Below are 13,819 nucleotides of genomic sequence, written 5' to 3'. Positions count from 1 at the left end.
ATGCGAATGGTCGGAGTACAAAGATTCGAACTTTGGACCCCCGGTTCCCAAAACCGGTGCTCTACCAGGCTGAGCTACACTCCGACGTCGCGCCGGTGAGTTAGCGCGTTCTGCGGCAAAGGGCAAGTGCGCCAATGCGATACGACCAACTATTGACGGGATCGTTGCATCCGACCAAATAGGCGCCATGGTTGACCTGAGCAAACGCTGGCCCTTGGGGCTCGATCGTCGAAACTGGCCGGACTATCTGGCCTTTTTCATCCTGGCGCTGTTCGTTTTGCTGTTTTTCGACGTCTATGCATCGCGTAGCGCCATGACGTGGGACGTCGAATGGCGTCAGCCATTTCAGTTCGTCACCCATTTCGGGCTGTCCGATTGGGTGCTGATTCCGAGCGGAATCATTTTTATCCTCAGTTTTGCGACCTATCGATTCTGGAAGCGCGTGTCGCGCTGGCGCCTCGCCATCTATGAGTTGGCGCTGCTTTCCGGATTCGTCTTTGCCGCCGTGGGTGGCACCGGCATTCTGGTCAATCTTTTGAAGCGCCTTTTTGGGCGCGGCCGCCCGGCTGTGTTCGAAGAATTCGGGGCCTTCGATTTCCAGTATCTGCTCAATGACTGGACGTTTCAGAGTTTTCCATCGGGGCACTCGACCACGGCAATGGCGACGGCCGTCGTCGTCGGGTTTCTCGCCCCGCGCTTCTTCCGGCTTTTCCTGATCATGGCGCTGGTGACCGGTGTGTCGCGCGTGGTGGTCGGCGATCACTACCCGACCGACGTCCTGGCCGGCTTTGCACTCGGCGCTATCGGTACCTATGCGGTGCGCAATTATTTCGCCCGCCGGCGCTGGCTGTTCAAAGCCATGCCTGACGGGCGGGTTCGTTTCCGTGGCGTGCCGGCCCTGCGCCGGCTTGTTCAGCGCGCCTTGACGTAGCGGGCGAACCCGGCGCTGAGGTCGGCCTTCAGGTCTTCCGTGCCTTCAAAGCCGATATGCAGGCGGAAGAGATTGCCTTCATTGGTCCACGGCATCACCGTGCGATTTTTGGCGATTTTCACCGGCAGGCAAAGGCTTTCAAAACCGCCCCAGGAATAGCCCATCGAAAAGATCGTCATGCCATCGACGAATGCGGCAACCGCGTCGCGCGGCGCCGGCTTCAACACGAAGGCGAAAAGACTGCCCGAGCCGGTGAAATCACGCTGCCATAGCGCGTGGTCCGGATGGCTTGGCAGGGCAGGGTGGATCACCGAGGCCACTTCGGGCTGCTGTTCGAGCCAGCGGGCAATTTCGAGCGCCCGCTCCTGGTGCGCCGCCATGCGAATGGCGAGGGTTTTTAACCCGCGCGACACGAGATAGGCATCGTCCCCGGACGTGAAGAAGCCGAGCAGCGTGCGCACCCGCTCGACATCGGCCCAGGCTTCCTCGGTGGTGGAAATCGTGCCGGCAAAGGCGTCGGAATGCCCCACGAACATCTTGGTGCCGGCATGCACGACAATGTCGGCGCCGAGCGCCAGCGGCTTGTGGTAGAGCGGGCTCGCCCAACTATTGTCGACGATCAAGCGCGCATTGTTATCATGCGCCGCTTTGGCGAGTGCCGGAATATCCTGCATCTCGAAGGTCAGCGAACCCGGGCTTTCCGCGAGCACTGCCCGCGTATTGGGCTGCATGAGATCAGCAATGCCCGCGCCGATGCGCGGATCATAATAGCGCGCCGTGATGCCCATGCGCGTCAGATAGCCATCGGCGAATTTGCGGCCCGGCTCATAGGCGCTGTCGGTAATCAGAATATCGTCGCCAGTCTTGAGGCAGGACAGCATGGCAATGGTGATGGCGGCAAGGCCCGAAGGCACCAGCTTGGTTCGATAGGCGCCTTCGAGCGCCGTCACCACGTCCTCGACGCCCTCGGTGGTCGGATTGCCCGCGCGCCCGTAAAGGAAACGCTGCTTTTGCGCGTCGAGATCATCCAGCGTTTTGAACAGCACGGTGGAGCCGCGATAGACCGGCGTATTGACGAAGCCGAACTGGCTGTCGGGGTCGCGCCCGGCATGGGTGAGGATGGTTTCGACGGAGGGCGGGTTTGAAGAAGAGGTCATGCCTGCTCTGTGCTCAAAAACGGATCAGTTTCTTGGTCTGGCTAAAAAAGAGACAGAATTGCTGTCCCAATACACCTTCTGCCCTTGACGTTGCCGCCGATAGGCGCTTGCATGCTTAACAGCATCTATTCGCCACACAAAGGCGGCGGGTGTCGCCGGAGACGCCGAAACGAAAGTTAGGAAGAAACTCCGGGATAAGAGGGTCAGGAAACAAAGGGCAATAATATGCAAAAACAGCTCGTAGCGCTTACAGCAACGGCGATACTGGGTCTTACGGCGGTCTCGGCTCAGGCCGCCATTTTGGATGACGTCAAGGCAAAGGGATATGTGCAGTGCGGCGTGACCGGCGGTGTGCCCGGCTTCTCCGCTCCCGATTCTAACAATGTGTGGACCGGCATCGAAGTCGATTTCTGCCGCGCCATGGCTGCAGCCGTTTTCAACGACGCCGAAGCTGTCCGCTATACCTCGCTGACCAGCCAGGAGCGCTTCACGGCACTTTCTGCCGGCGAAGTCGACGTGCTCTCGCGCACCACCACCTGGACCATGAGCCGCGATACCCAGCTCGGCATCAGCTTTGTCGGTACCATGTTCTATGACGGCCAGGGCTTCATGGTCCGCAAGGCCGATGGCATCGAATCCGCTCTCGATCTGAGCGGCGCCGCTATCTGCATCGAATCCGGCACCACCACCGAACTGAACGCGGCTGACTACTTCGCCGCCAACAGCATGGAATTCAACACGGTGGTGTTCGTCGATCAGGACGAAGTCGTGAAGGCCTACGAAGATGGCCGTTGCGACGTCTACACCACTGACTCCTCGGCTCTGGCTGCCGAACGTTCCAAGTTCGCCAACCCCGATGATCACATCATCCTGCCCGAAATCATCTCCAAGGAGCCGCTTGGCCCTGTGGTTCGCGCTGGCGATACCCAGTGGTTCAATCTTGCTCGCTGGACCTATTTCGCGCTGCTCGAAGCTGAAGAACTGGGCGTGACCTCGGCCAATGTCGACGAAATGCTCGGCTCCGACAATCCGGCCATCAAGCGTCTCCTCGGCGTTGAAGGCGACTTCGGCACCCCGCTCGGCGTGACCAAGGACTGGGCTTACCAGATCATCAAGTCCGTCGGTAACTATGCCGAATCCTATGATCGCAACGTCGGTCCGGCGACCCCGATCGGGCTCGAGCGCGGCCTGAATGCCCTTTGGAAAGACGGCGGCATCCAATACGCCCCGCCGATCCGCTAATCTGAACGAATTGTGCCGGCGCCCCAAAGTGGGCGCCGGTCTCTTTGTTCTGTCACCTATGGCGCCTCAAAAGGGCGCATAGCGGTTACTTGCGGCCAAGGGACAGCATCATATGACCACTCGCGAACTGGGGCACGACGCTGCCCCCCGCGTCAGCTTTTTCAATGACCCTAAGATCAGAGGGTACATCTACCAGTTCGTTGTCGCCGCCATTCTTGTCGGCTTCATCGCCTGGATCATCGGCAACACGGCTGCCAATCTTGCGGCGCAAAACAAGACGACCGGCTTCGATTTTCTCTGGAAGACCGCCGGCTTCGATATCAGCTTCTCGCTGCTGCCTTGGACGCGCGCATCCTACTATTGGGAGGCCTTCCTTGTCGGCATTCTCAATACGATGCTGGTGGCCTTTATCGGCATTATCTTTGCGACGATTCTGGGCTTCACCATCGGTATTGCCCGCTTGAGCAGCAATTTCATCGTCTCAAGCCTTGCCACCGTCTATGTCGAAGTCATCCGCAACATCCCTTTGTTGCTGCAATTGTTCTTCTGGTACTTCGCGGTGCTGAAGGCCATGCCGGCAGTGCGTGACTCGATCATGCTGCCCTTCGATTCCTTCATCAACCAGCGCGGCATCATGGTGCCCCGGCCAATCCCGGACGAGCAGTTCGGCTTTACCTGGATCGGCATTGCTCTTGCCATCGCCGCCGTCATTGCGCTGCGCATCTGGGCAAAACGCCGGCTTGAAGCGACCGGGCAGCGCTTTCCGGTTTTCCTGACCGGGCTCGCCATCCTGATCATCGTTCCCACTGTCGTTTTTGCCGTCAGCGGCGCGAGTGTCAGCTTTGAAATTCCGGTCCTGGAGCGTTTCAATTTCAAGGGCGGCCTGCAGATTCCGCCCGAATTTGCGGCTCTCTTGTTCGGCCTGACCATCTACACGGCGGCCTTCATCGCCGAGACGGTGCGCGGCGGCATCCAGGCCGTCAATCATGGTCAAACCGAAGCGGCCCAATCTCTGGGGCTCAAGGAAAATGACCGGCTGCGTCTGGTCATCATCCCGCAGGCAATGCGGGTCATCATCCCCCCGCTGACCAGCCAGTATCTCAACCTGACGAAGAATTCTTCGCTGGGCGCTGCGATTGGCTATCAGGAGCTGTTCAACGTCTTTGGCGGGACCTCGCTCAACCAGACCGGCCGCGCCATCGAGTGCATCGCCATGGTCATGCTGGTCTATCTGACCTTCTCGCTGCTGACCTCAATGTTCATGAACTGGTACAACGCCCGTGTCGCGTTGGTGGAAAGATAGGAGGCCGCCATGACCGACATTGGATTCGTTCGTTCTGACATGGTGTCAGCCAGACCGGCCCCCCATCGCACCACTGGCGCTGTGGCCTGGGCTCGCAAGAACCTGTTCTCGACCCCGCTCGATACCGGTCTGACCATTCTTGGCCTGCTGTTTCTGGCCTGGATCGTGCCGCCGCTTTTCGGCTTCTTCATCGGCAATGCCGTGGGGCCGAATGGCACGGTCGAGCAGTGCCGCATGGAAAATGCCGGTGCTTGCTGGGCCTATATCGCGGCCGAAATGGAATTCTTCATTTACGGCTTCTACGACATCCCCGAGCATTGGCGCCCGAACATCGTCTTCGCGCTGGGCGCGCTGCTCTTCGTGCCGCTATTGATCCCAAAAGCCCCTTTCAAGCGGACAAATGCCGTCCTCTTCATCGTGGTCTATCCGATCGTCAGCTACTTCCTGCTGGCGGGCGGCGTCTTCGGCCTCAAGGTCATCCCGACCGAAAAGTGGGGCGGGCTGCTGGTGACGCTGATCATTTCGGTGATCGGCATTACCCTGTCATTCCCGCTCGGTGTCATTCTGGCACTTGGCCGGCAATCGCAACTGCCCATCATCAAGACCGTCTGCGTCGGGTTCATCGAACTCATCCGCGCCGTGCCGCTGATCACCATTCTGTTCATGGCCTCGATCATGCTGCCGCTGTTCATGCCACAAGGCATGACGGTCGATAAGTTCCTTCGGGCGATCGTCGGCGTTACGCTCTTCACCTCCGCCTATATGGCCGAAGTTGTCCGCGGCGGCCTCCAGGCTATTCCCCGCGGCCAATATGAAGCAGCGTCCGCCCTGGGGCTGGGATACTGGAAGCGCATGTGGTTCATCATCCTGCCACAGGCGCTCAAGCACGTGATCCCGGGCATCGTGAACAACTTCATCTCGTTGTTCAAGGATACGTCCCTTGTCTACATTGTCGGCATGAAGGATCTGCTCGAAGCGGTGAAGACGAAAAACGACACCGCGCTCGAATGGCAATCCGGCAACACCGCGACCACCGGCTATATCTTTGCCGCCATGGTCTTCTGGGTGTTCTGCTTCGGCATGTCTCGCTACTCCATCTACATGGAGCGACGTCTCAACACTGGCTACAAGAGGTAGCTTCATGTCTCAGGTTTCCGAAACTATCGTCGAACGGGAAATCGATACCCGCCATATGCAGGTATCCACCACCGAGGTCGCCATCGACGTCGTCAACATGCACAAGTGGTATGGCGATTTTCACGTGCTGCGCGACATCAACCTGCGAGTGATGAAGGGCGAACGCATCGTCATCGCCGGGCCGTCGGGCTCGGGCAAGTCGACGCTCATTCGCTGCATCAACCGCCTCGAAGAGCATCAGGAAGGCCAGATCATCGTCAATGGCACGGAGCTCACTGCCGACCTCAAGCGCATCGACGAGGTGCGCCGCGAGGTGGGCATGGTGTTCCAGCACTTCAATCTCTTCCCGCACCTGACCATTCTGCAAAACCTGACGCTCGCTCCGATCTGGGTGCGCGGCATTCCCAAGGCCGAGGCCGAGGCGACCGCCATGCATTATCTCGAGCGCGTGAAAATCCCCGAGCAAGCCAACAAATTCCCCGGCCAACTCTCGGGCGGTCAGCAGCAGCGCGTCGCCATCGCGCGCTCGCTCTGCATGCAGCCGAAGATCATGCTGTTCGACGAGCCGACATCGGCGCTTGACCCCGAAATGGTCAAGGAAGTGCTCGAAGTGATGATCAGCCTGGCCGAAGAAGGCATGACCATGATTTGTGTGACCCACGAAATGGGCTTTGCCCGCCAGGTGGCCAATCGCGTGATCTTCATGGATCAGGGGCAGATCATCGAGGAGAACGAACCCGAAGAGTTCTTCTCGAACCCGCAGCATGAGCGGACCAAGCTGTTCCTTAGCCAGATCCTGCACTAGGAACTTGCGCTGATATCCACGGGTCCGAGCCGAGACCGGCTTGACCCGTGGCTTTTGCCTGCCACAATGCCGATCCGTTGGAAGAAGGCCGGCATGTTTATTCGTCGCGTAAAGCCATTATTGCTCGTGCTGGCGCTGGCATGGGCGGGCCTTGTCTGGCCGGTGCAGGCACAGACGCTCGAGGCGGTGCGCGAGCGCGGTTTTCTCGTCTGCGGCTCGAGCAATCCACTCGCCGGCTTTGCCCAGCAAGACGCCAATGGCCGCTGGTCCGGCTTTGATGTGGACCTCTGCCGCGCTCTTGCCGCCGCCGTTTTCGGCAATCCAGATCTCATAGAATTTCGCGCCTTCCGCGGCGAAGCGCGTTTCGCTCCGTTGCAGACGGGGGCCGTCGATGTCCTCATGCGCAACGGCGCCTGGACCGCCGGCCGTGATCTGCGCTACGGCGCCCGCTATGTCACGCCCAGCTTCTTTGACGGGCAGGGGTTTCTCGTTCCGCAATCGCTCAGCGTGGTCTCGGCTTATGAGCTCAACAATGTGAGCGTCTGCGTGGTCGATACGTCAGACGCGGTCGAGGCGCTCGACGACTTCTTCTTCTCCAACCAGACCAGTTATACCGATGTCGTTTATGAAGACATCGCCGATCTCATCGTCGCCTACCGGGCCGGCATGTGTGATGTGATTTCCGCTTCCGGCCGCCAGTTGCAGGCCATTCGGCGTGAGCTGACTGATCCCTCCCAGCATCGCATCCTGCCCGAACGCATTTCCAAGGAAACGCTGGGCCCGGTCGTTCCCGGGGGCGATGACCAGTGGTTCGAAATCGTCCGCTGGACCATTTTTGCGCTCATTACGGCCGAAGAAGTCGGCGTCACGAGCCTCAACATCGACTCCCTGACCGCGGCCCGTTCGGCCGATGTTCGCCGCCTGTTGGGTGTCGAGGGTGATTTCGGCAAAGCTCTTGGCCTGCGCGCGAGCTTCATGACCGATGCCATCCGCGCCGCCGGCAATTACGGCGAACTTTTCGACCGCCATTTTGGCCCGCAAACCGGCGCTGCCATGCTGCGCGGCCAGAATGCGCTCTGGAGCAATGGCGGCCTCCTTTACGCGCCGCCCATTCGCTAAAGCAGGGGCGAGAACAGGCGGGCGGCCTGGGTGAGGAAATAGAGCGTCACCGGCCGCGTCGAGACTTCGGCCAGACTGACCTGCCGGCACGCCTTGAAATCCTCATTCAGCATGTTTTCGACATCGGCAATTGCCCGGTCGTCGTTAAACCAGAGCGTAATCTCGAAATTGATGGCAAAGGAGCGGTTGTCGAAATTGACGCTGCCGACCGTCGCGATGTCATCATCCATCAGCACCACTTTTTGGTGCAGGAACCCATCGGTATAGCGATAGACCGCGATATCGTGCTCCACCATAGCATCGGCATGGGCGATGCTGGCGAGCCAGACCAGCGCATGGTCCGGATTGTCCGGCAGCATGATCCGCACATCGACACCGCGCAGTCGCGCCGCAAAGAGCGCCGTCCGGATATCGGTATCCGGCACGAAATAGGGACTGACGATCCACAGCCTCTTTCGCGCCCGGCCGATCAGATCGACATAGGCGATCGCGCATTCTTCGAGCTTGTCCGCGGGACCGCTGCCCATGACCAGCACGGACTGGTCGCCGGGCGTGTCGATGTCCTTGGGCGGGGTCGCCGGCAGCCACTCGCCGGTCGCCCACTCCCAATCCTCGCGGAAGAGCAGGGCGCAACCTAGCGCCGCTGGCCCCGAAACGCGCACATGTGTGTCGCGCCAACGCCCAAACTTGGGATTTTCGCCGAGATATTCGACGCCCACATTATGCCCACCCACCCAGGCATGTTTGCCGTCGGCCACCACGATCTTGCGATGGTTGCGGTAGTTGATCCGGGTTGGGCCATAGACGCGCAGGAATTTGTGGCGCTGGTTGAAACCGGCAACCTTGACGCCGGCGTCCCGCATCTGCGTGCGAAACCGCTTCGGCATGCCGGTGCTGCCGATATCGTCATAGAGCAACCGAACCTCGACGCCGGCTCTGGCCTTGGCGATCAGCCGCTCCGCCAATTGCTGGCCCAGCCGGTCGTCGCGGACGATATAGAACTGCACCAGCAGATAGTGTTCCGCCGCCTCGATACCGGCAAAGATGGAATCGAAAGTCGCCGTTCCGTCGATCAGCAACTCGACGTCATTACCCTTAAGGAAAGGCAGCTCCGAAACCTGAACCTGCACAGGCCATTGGGCATCCGATTCCCGGTCGATCAGTGCCAGGTCCTTGGCACGCAGGGGCCGATCGGCGCGGCCATTCTTGATCCGGTCGGTGGCGTAGTCGTCGAAAAACTTCCAGCCGAAGATCATATAGAGGAAGGCCGTGGGAAACGGCAGCAGCGCCAGCGAAATCAGCCAGGCGATCGACCCTTGCGAGGTTCGGGAATTGAAGATTTCCCGCACGGCGCAAACAAAGGCCAGCAAATAAATCGCCGCCATGATCGCGGCAACCAGATGCAGATCGGCGACTATGGCGCGCAGGATATCATCAATGCCGAACACGGGGCCCTCTCACCTTGTGAGCGGACACTCTATCAGCCGATGGCTGTTCGACAATCCCGCGTGGACGGAAGCCGGCCTCAGGCCGGCTCCGCCTCGATGATATCCGAGATGTCGATCGGCGCGCGGTCGTCCATCCAGGCGGGTACCGGGAGATCCTTCGAGCGCAGGAATTGCGGGTTGAAGATCTTGCTGGCGTAGCGGTTGCCGTAATCGCAGAGCACCGTGACGATGGTCTTGCCCGGCCCGAGATCGCGCGCCATGCGCACGGCGCCGGCGATATTGATGGCGCTCGAGCCGCCGAGGCACAGGCCCTCATATTCGAGCAGATCGAAGATATAGGGCAGGGCTTCCGCGTCGGAGATGCGGTAAGGCAGGTCCACCTGTAAACCTTCGAGATTGGCGGTGATACGGCCCTGACCGATGCCTTCGGTGATCGAATTGCCTTCCGACTTCAGCGTGCCATTGGCGTAGTATTCGTAAAGAGCGGCGCCTTCGGGATCGGCGAGACCGATCTTGATGTCGGGATTGCGCGACCGGAGCGCCTCGGCAACGCCGGCCAACGTGCCGCCCGAGCCGACTGCGGTGATGAAGCCGTCGATCCGGCCATTGGTCTGGCGCCAGATTTCAGGGCCGGTGGTTTCGATATGGGCGCGCTTGTTCGAGACATTGTCGAACTGGTTGGCCCAGACCGCACCTTCGGGCAGCTCGCGGTTGAGTTTTTCCGCGAGGCGCCCGGAAATCTTGATGTAATTATTGGGGTTCTTGTAGGGCTTGGCCGGCACTTCGATCAGTTGCGCGCCATAGAGCCGGAGGGCGTCCTTCTTTTCCTGGCTCTGGGTGTCGGGAATGACGATCACCGATTTGAAGCCAAGCGAATTGGCCACCAGCGTCAGGCCGATGCCGGTATTGCCGGCGGTCCCCTCGACAATCGTACCGCCCGGCTTCAGCGCGCCGGACTTGACCAGATCGTGGATGATGAACAGCGCCGCGCGGTCTTTGACCGACTGGCCCGGATTGAGAAACTCGGCCTTGCCCCAGATGTCACATCCCGTCAGTGCCGAAACCCGGTTGAGGCGGATAAGCGGCGTGTTGCCGATGGCGGAAATGAGATCGTCGTGCTTGGCCATGGTCGTCGGTGACTCTTGTTGCTGAGTAAGCAAGGTATGGGGCCGGCCCGTCACGAACAAGGGTCAAACATCGGCGGTGGCAGGACTTTTCGGTCTTATGCGATGGAACGAAACCCTTGGCTGGCAGAGCCTATAAACACAGTTTCTTTTTCTACAACTCGCCCTGCCGTTCAAGCGCCCGCTGCCGTGAGGCTTTGAGGTCTACGATCGGTAGCGGATAGGTTTTTCCGATCGTGATGCTGGCCTCTCTTAAGATCGACTCCGGTGCACTCGCCGGGTCATGGATCCATTTGTCGGGCAGGGCCTTCAATTCGGGTACCCATTTGCGGACATAATCGCCGGCCTCGTCAAAGCGCTCGCCCTGGGTGACGGGGTTAAAAATCCGAAAATAGGGCGCTGCGTCGAGGCCGCAGCCAGCCACCCATTGCCAGCTTGCCGGATTGTTGGCGACGTCGCCATCGACAAGGCAATCCCAGAACCAGCGCTCGCCTCGCCGCCAGTCAATAAGCAGATTCTTTGTGAGAAGAGATGCGACCAACATACGGACGCGATTGTGCATATAGCCGGTCTGCCAGAGTTCGCGCATGCCCGCGTCGATGATTGGAATGCCGGTCTGCCCCTGCTGCCAGGCGGCCTCGGCTTGGTCCGCTTGGGACCACCGCATGGCGGTGTATTTTTCCTGCATCGGGACAGTGGCGATATCGCTGCGATGATAGAGCTGATGATAGCTGAAATCGCGCCAGGCCAGTTCAGAGAGAAATTTATCGGCGTATGGCTTAACCTCCGGTTCGAGCTCAATGCGCGCAAGCGTTGCGTACCAGACCTGCCTCGCGGTGATTTCGCCAAAGCGGAGATGGGGCGACAGACGGGAAGTGACGTCCCGCCCCGGAAAGTCGCGGCCTTCGGGATAGTCTTCGAGGCGCTCGTCGAGAAAGTCATGCAGCGCCTGCTGCGCCGCACTTTCGCCGATTGTCCATTGGCCTTCGAATTTTTCCGACCATTTTGGCGCGCGATAGTCGCTGTCATAGCTCTTGGCGGCGACAGCCCCATCAAGTTTTTCCGGCGCCGGCAGCGGCTGCTCGATCCGGCAATCTTTCAGCGTTTTCCAATAGGGCGAAAAGACCGAATAGGGTTTCCCTTGGCCCGTGGCGATGGTCCATGGCTCTGCCAAGAGGTTTCCGGCATACGAGGAGGCATTGAGTCCGCGTTCGCGCAGGCCGGTCTTGATCTCCTGGTCAACCTCCCGCTCGCCGGGGGCGTAGCGCCGGTTCCAGTGGACCGACTGCACGCCCTCCGCGGCGATAGCTTGGTCGAGCACGGTGGCCGCCTTGCCCGAACGGACGAGCAGCGAAATGCCCAGCGTCCCAAGCGCCTGGCCGAGGGATTCGAGACTTCGGTTCAGCCACCAGCGTGCCGCGCCGCCCGGCGCCCGAACATCCTCATCTGTCTCGTGGATATAAAGCGCGACAACCCTGTCACCGCTCTTGCGGGCCGCGAAAAGCGCAGGGTTGTCGCTGAGGCGCAAATCATTGCGCAGCCAGACAAGACTCGTCGGTTGGTCCAAGGGTCTGCTCCGATGCTTTCCGGTACTACCCCGGCAGCGGCGATCGGTTCAGTCCAAAACTTCTTCCATTACCTCAGCCAGTTGTTCGAGGGCCGAACTCCAGGCTTCCATCGAGAAGATGCGCGTTTGCGGATCGGCATGGGGCAGGCCGCGCTCGACAAGAGTGATCTCGGTATTGTCGTCATCGATGGCGCGGAAGGTTATGTCGAGCACGAACAGGAGTTCTTCCTCGCTCTCCGCGTCCCGATGCACCCAGGACATGACCAGCCGCTTGTCTTCGACATAATCGAGGATTTCGCCGGTGACCTCGTGGTCGGCATCGTCGTCCTCGTCTGCGTAGGTGACGAAATGATATTCGCCACCCTTGGAAGCGTCGAATTCGGCCTCATCGACCTGCCACTGTTCGATCAGGGCTGGATCGGTCCAGGCGGAGAAGACGTCGCTTACATTGGCGCCGATCTTTCGCGTCAGCGTGATCTGGCTTTCATTGTCGAGATCGATTTTGTCGCTCATGCCAGCTTCTCCTTCGCTTCGGGGTGCAATTCTGCGGTTTTGGGCAGGAAGATAGTAAGAATACCAAGAACCGGCAGGAAGGCGCAAATCTGGAAGACGGGAATAAGGCCGATCCAGTCCGCCATCGCCCCCATGGCCGCAGCGCCCAGCGCCCCGATGCCGAAGGCGAAGCCGAAGACGAAACCGGCAATCATGCCGACCTTACCCGGCACCAGCTCCTGCGCATAAACCACCATGGCCGAAAAGGCCGAGGAAAGCACGAGACCGGTCATGATGCTCATGGCCGCGGTGCCCCAGAGATCGAGATAGGGCAGGAGGAGGGTGAAGGGCAGGGCGCCGAGTATCGAGACCCAGATTACCGAGAGGCGGCCATAGCGATCCCCGATCGGTCCACCGATAAAGGTGCCGGCCGCCACCGAGCCGAGGAACAGGAAGAGATAGATCTGCGCCTCTGGAGCCGACAGGTTGAACTTTTCCATGAGGAAAAAGGCGTAATAGCTTTTGAGGCCTTCGATATAGATGAACTTGCTGAGCAGCAGCGCACCGATGACCACAAAGGCGACGATGAGGCGATTGCGCGATAGTGCGGGCTTCTTGTGCGCCACGGCCGGACGCGAGGCCGCCTGGCGCTGGTGCTCGACGAACCAGCGGCCAACATAGACCAGCAGCGCAATGCCGGCACAGCCGGCAATCAGAAACCAGGCGGTGGTCTGCTGGCCCATGGGAATGAGGATAAGCGCGGCCGCGAGCGGGCCGAAAGCGGTGCCGAGATTGCCGCCGACCTGGAACAGCGACTGGGCAAAGCCGAGCTTGCCGCCCGAAGCCATGCGCGCCACGCGCGAGGCTTCCGGGTGGAATAGCGCCGAACCCGTGCCCATCACCACGGCAGCCACAAAGAGCCAGGTGAAGCCATTGGCGAAGGCGAGGCCCAGCACGCCCATGGTGACGATAACGAGCGATATGGCGAGGCTATAGGGATTGGGCTTGAGATCGCCACGCAGGCCGAAGAGCGGCTGCAGGAAGCAGGCGGTGATCTGCTGGCCGAGGGTCAAGAGGCCGATCTGCAGATAGTTGAGCCCGTAATTTTCTTTGAGCAGCGGATAGAGCGCCGGCAGCAGGAATTGCAGCAGGTCGTTGAGGAGGTGCGCACCACTGACGGCAAAGATGATGGTCAGGGCGGTTTGGTGGCCCGCCGTTGCGGCAGGGCTGCTCGTTTGCGTGGTCATGAGAGGCATTCCAGGAGGGACTGCCCGTCCTACTCCTCAAGGGCGAGGGCAGCAACCTTTGCGCGCTCAATTGCGCAAAATTTGTGCACTCAAAGATGTTTGGGAGGCGCGGGTCTCAAAAGACCCGAATGGCTCCGCGAGCTGGACTCGAACCAGCGACCATTCGATTAACAGTCGAACGCTCTACCAACTGAGCTATCGCGGAACACTTCGGTATGGCCTTCGGCGTCGAAGGCGAGGTCCGTGT

Annotated in this window: 12 protein-coding genes and 2 tRNA genes; 6 read left to right on the top strand and 8 right to left on the bottom strand. The window is 60.1% G+C overall.

From position 1 onward, the window contains the following. Window positions 1–7 precede the first annotated feature (7 nt). Window positions 8–84: transfer RNA gene (locus ASD83_RS04950), tRNA-Pro, on the bottom strand. 103 nt (window positions 85–187) lie between these two features. On the opposite strand from ASD83_RS04950, the gene ASD83_RS04945 reads away from it, so the two are divergent. Further along, window positions 188–931, top strand: coding sequence for a phosphatase PAP2 family protein (locus ASD83_RS04945; protein ID WP_056308489.1), 744 nt, complete (start codon window positions 188–190; stop codon window positions 929–931). Here ASD83_RS04945 and metC read toward each other — a convergent pair. Then, a complete protein-coding gene (gene metC, locus ASD83_RS04940; protein WP_056308487.1) occupies window positions 913–2,088 on the bottom strand; it encodes a cystathionine beta-lyase in 1,176 nt (391 codons plus the stop codon). The two genes, ASD83_RS04945 and metC, sit on opposite strands and share 19 nt — an antisense overlap. 225 nt (window positions 2,089–2,313) lie before the next feature. On the opposite strand from metC, the gene ASD83_RS04935 reads away from it, so the two are divergent. From ASD83_RS04935 to ASD83_RS04915, 5 genes are all read left to right on the top strand, one after another. Further along, entirely contained in the window at window positions 2,314–3,330 is a 1,017-nt protein-coding gene (locus ASD83_RS04935) for an amino acid ABC transporter substrate-binding protein (RefSeq protein WP_056308485.1), read from the top strand. Between the two features lie 112 nt (window positions 3,331–3,442). After that, the gene (locus ASD83_RS04930) at window positions 3,443–4,633 is read left to right on the top strand and encodes an amino acid ABC transporter permease (RefSeq protein ID WP_056308483.1); all 1,191 of its coding nucleotides are present in this window, start codon (window positions 3,443–3,445) and stop codon (window positions 4,631–4,633) included. Window positions 4,634–4,642: 9 nt separating this feature from the next. After that, window positions 4,643–5,770, top strand: coding sequence for an amino acid ABC transporter permease (locus tag ASD83_RS04925; RefSeq protein WP_056308481.1), 1,128 nt, complete (start codon window positions 4,643–4,645; stop codon window positions 5,768–5,770). A gap of 4 nt (window positions 5,771–5,774) precedes the next feature. After that, entirely contained in the window at window positions 5,775–6,575 is an 801-nt protein-coding gene (locus ASD83_RS04920) for an amino acid ABC transporter ATP-binding protein (RefSeq protein WP_056308479.1), read from the top strand. A 93-nt stretch (window positions 6,576–6,668) separates the two neighbouring features. Continuing rightward, window positions 6,669–7,694 carry an amino acid ABC transporter substrate-binding protein gene (locus ASD83_RS04915; protein ID WP_162249123.1) on the top strand — a complete coding sequence of 342 codons (1,026 nt, stop codon included), beginning with the start codon at window positions 6,669–6,671 and terminating at the stop codon, window positions 7,692–7,694. On the opposite strand, the gene cls is transcribed toward ASD83_RS04915, so the two are convergent. The 6 genes from cls to ASD83_RS04885 all read right to left on the bottom strand — a co-directional run bounded on the left by cls (window position 7,691) and on the right by ASD83_RS04885 (window position 13,777). Then, entirely contained in the window at window positions 7,691–9,142 is a 1,452-nt protein-coding gene (cls, locus tag ASD83_RS04910; protein ID WP_244489100.1) for a cardiolipin synthase, read from the bottom strand. The genes ASD83_RS04915 and cls overlap by 4 nt on opposite strands. Window positions 9,143–9,219: 77 nt before the next feature. Beyond that, window positions 9,220–10,269 (bottom strand): cysteine synthase A, encoded by a 1,050-nt coding sequence (locus ASD83_RS04905; RefSeq protein WP_056308475.1) that lies wholly within the window; start codon window positions 10,267–10,269, stop codon window positions 9,220–9,222. 151 nt (window positions 10,270–10,420) lie between these two features. Beyond that, window positions 10,421–11,833, bottom strand: a complete 1,413-nt coding sequence (locus tag ASD83_RS04900; RefSeq protein WP_056308472.1) for a cryptochrome/photolyase family protein — start codon at window positions 11,831–11,833, stop codon at window positions 10,421–10,423. A gap of 48 nt (window positions 11,834–11,881) precedes the next feature. Then, window positions 11,882–12,346 (bottom strand): SRPBCC family protein, encoded by a 465-nt coding sequence (locus ASD83_RS04895; protein ID WP_056308471.1) that lies wholly within the window; start codon window positions 12,344–12,346, stop codon window positions 11,882–11,884. Further along, complete coding sequence (locus ASD83_RS04890; RefSeq protein WP_056309874.1) at window positions 12,343–13,572, bottom strand: MFS transporter; 1,230 nt, start codon at window positions 13,570–13,572, stop codon at window positions 12,343–12,345. The genes ASD83_RS04895 and ASD83_RS04890 overlap by 4 nt, the downstream gene beginning before the upstream one ends. 129 nt (window positions 13,573–13,701) lie before the next feature. Beyond that, window positions 13,702–13,777 (bottom strand) — tRNA-Asn (locus ASD83_RS04885). Window positions 13,778–13,819: the final 42 nt, after the last annotated feature.

Source organism: Devosia sp. Root685, from assembly GCF_001427875.1.
GTDB lineage: Bacteria > Pseudomonadota > Alphaproteobacteria > Rhizobiales > Devosiaceae > Devosia.
The sequence above is the reverse complement of the archived record's forward strand: the minus strand, read 5'-3'. Positions and strand labels throughout refer to the sequence as shown.

Coding starts and splice junctions, on each gene's coding strand:
- ASD83_RS04930 (WP_056308483.1), top strand. CDS start 3,443: ATGACCACTCGCGAACTGGGGCACGACGCTGCCCCCCGCGTCAGCTTT.
- ASD83_RS04920 (WP_056308479.1), top strand. CDS start 5,775: ATGTCTCAGGTTTCCGAAACTATCGTCGAACGGGAAATCGATACCCGC.
- ASD83_RS04935 (WP_056308485.1), top strand. CDS start 2,314: ATGCAAAAACAGCTCGTAGCGCTTACAGCAACGGCGATACTGGGTCTT.
- ASD83_RS04895 (WP_056308471.1), bottom strand. CDS start 12,346: ATGAGCGACAAAATCGATCTCGACAATGAAAGCCAGATCACGCTGACG.
- ASD83_RS04945 (WP_056308489.1), top strand. CDS start 188: ATGGTTGACCTGAGCAAACGCTGGCCCTTGGGGCTCGATCGTCGAAAC.
- ASD83_RS04905 (WP_056308475.1), bottom strand. CDS start 10,269: ATGGCCAAGCACGACGATCTCATTTCCGCCATCGGCAACACGCCGCTT.
- metC (WP_056308487.1), bottom strand. CDS start 2,088: ATGACCTCTTCTTCAAACCCGCCCTCCGTCGAAACCATCCTCACCCAT.
- ASD83_RS04915 (WP_162249123.1), top strand. CDS start 6,669: ATGTTTATTCGTCGCGTAAAGCCATTATTGCTCGTGCTGGCGCTGGCA.
- ASD83_RS04925 (WP_056308481.1), top strand. CDS start 4,643: ATGACCGACATTGGATTCGTTCGTTCTGACATGGTGTCAGCCAGACCG.
- ASD83_RS04890 (WP_056309874.1), bottom strand. CDS start 13,572: ATGACCACGCAAACGAGCAGCCCTGCCGCAACGGCGGGCCACCAAACC.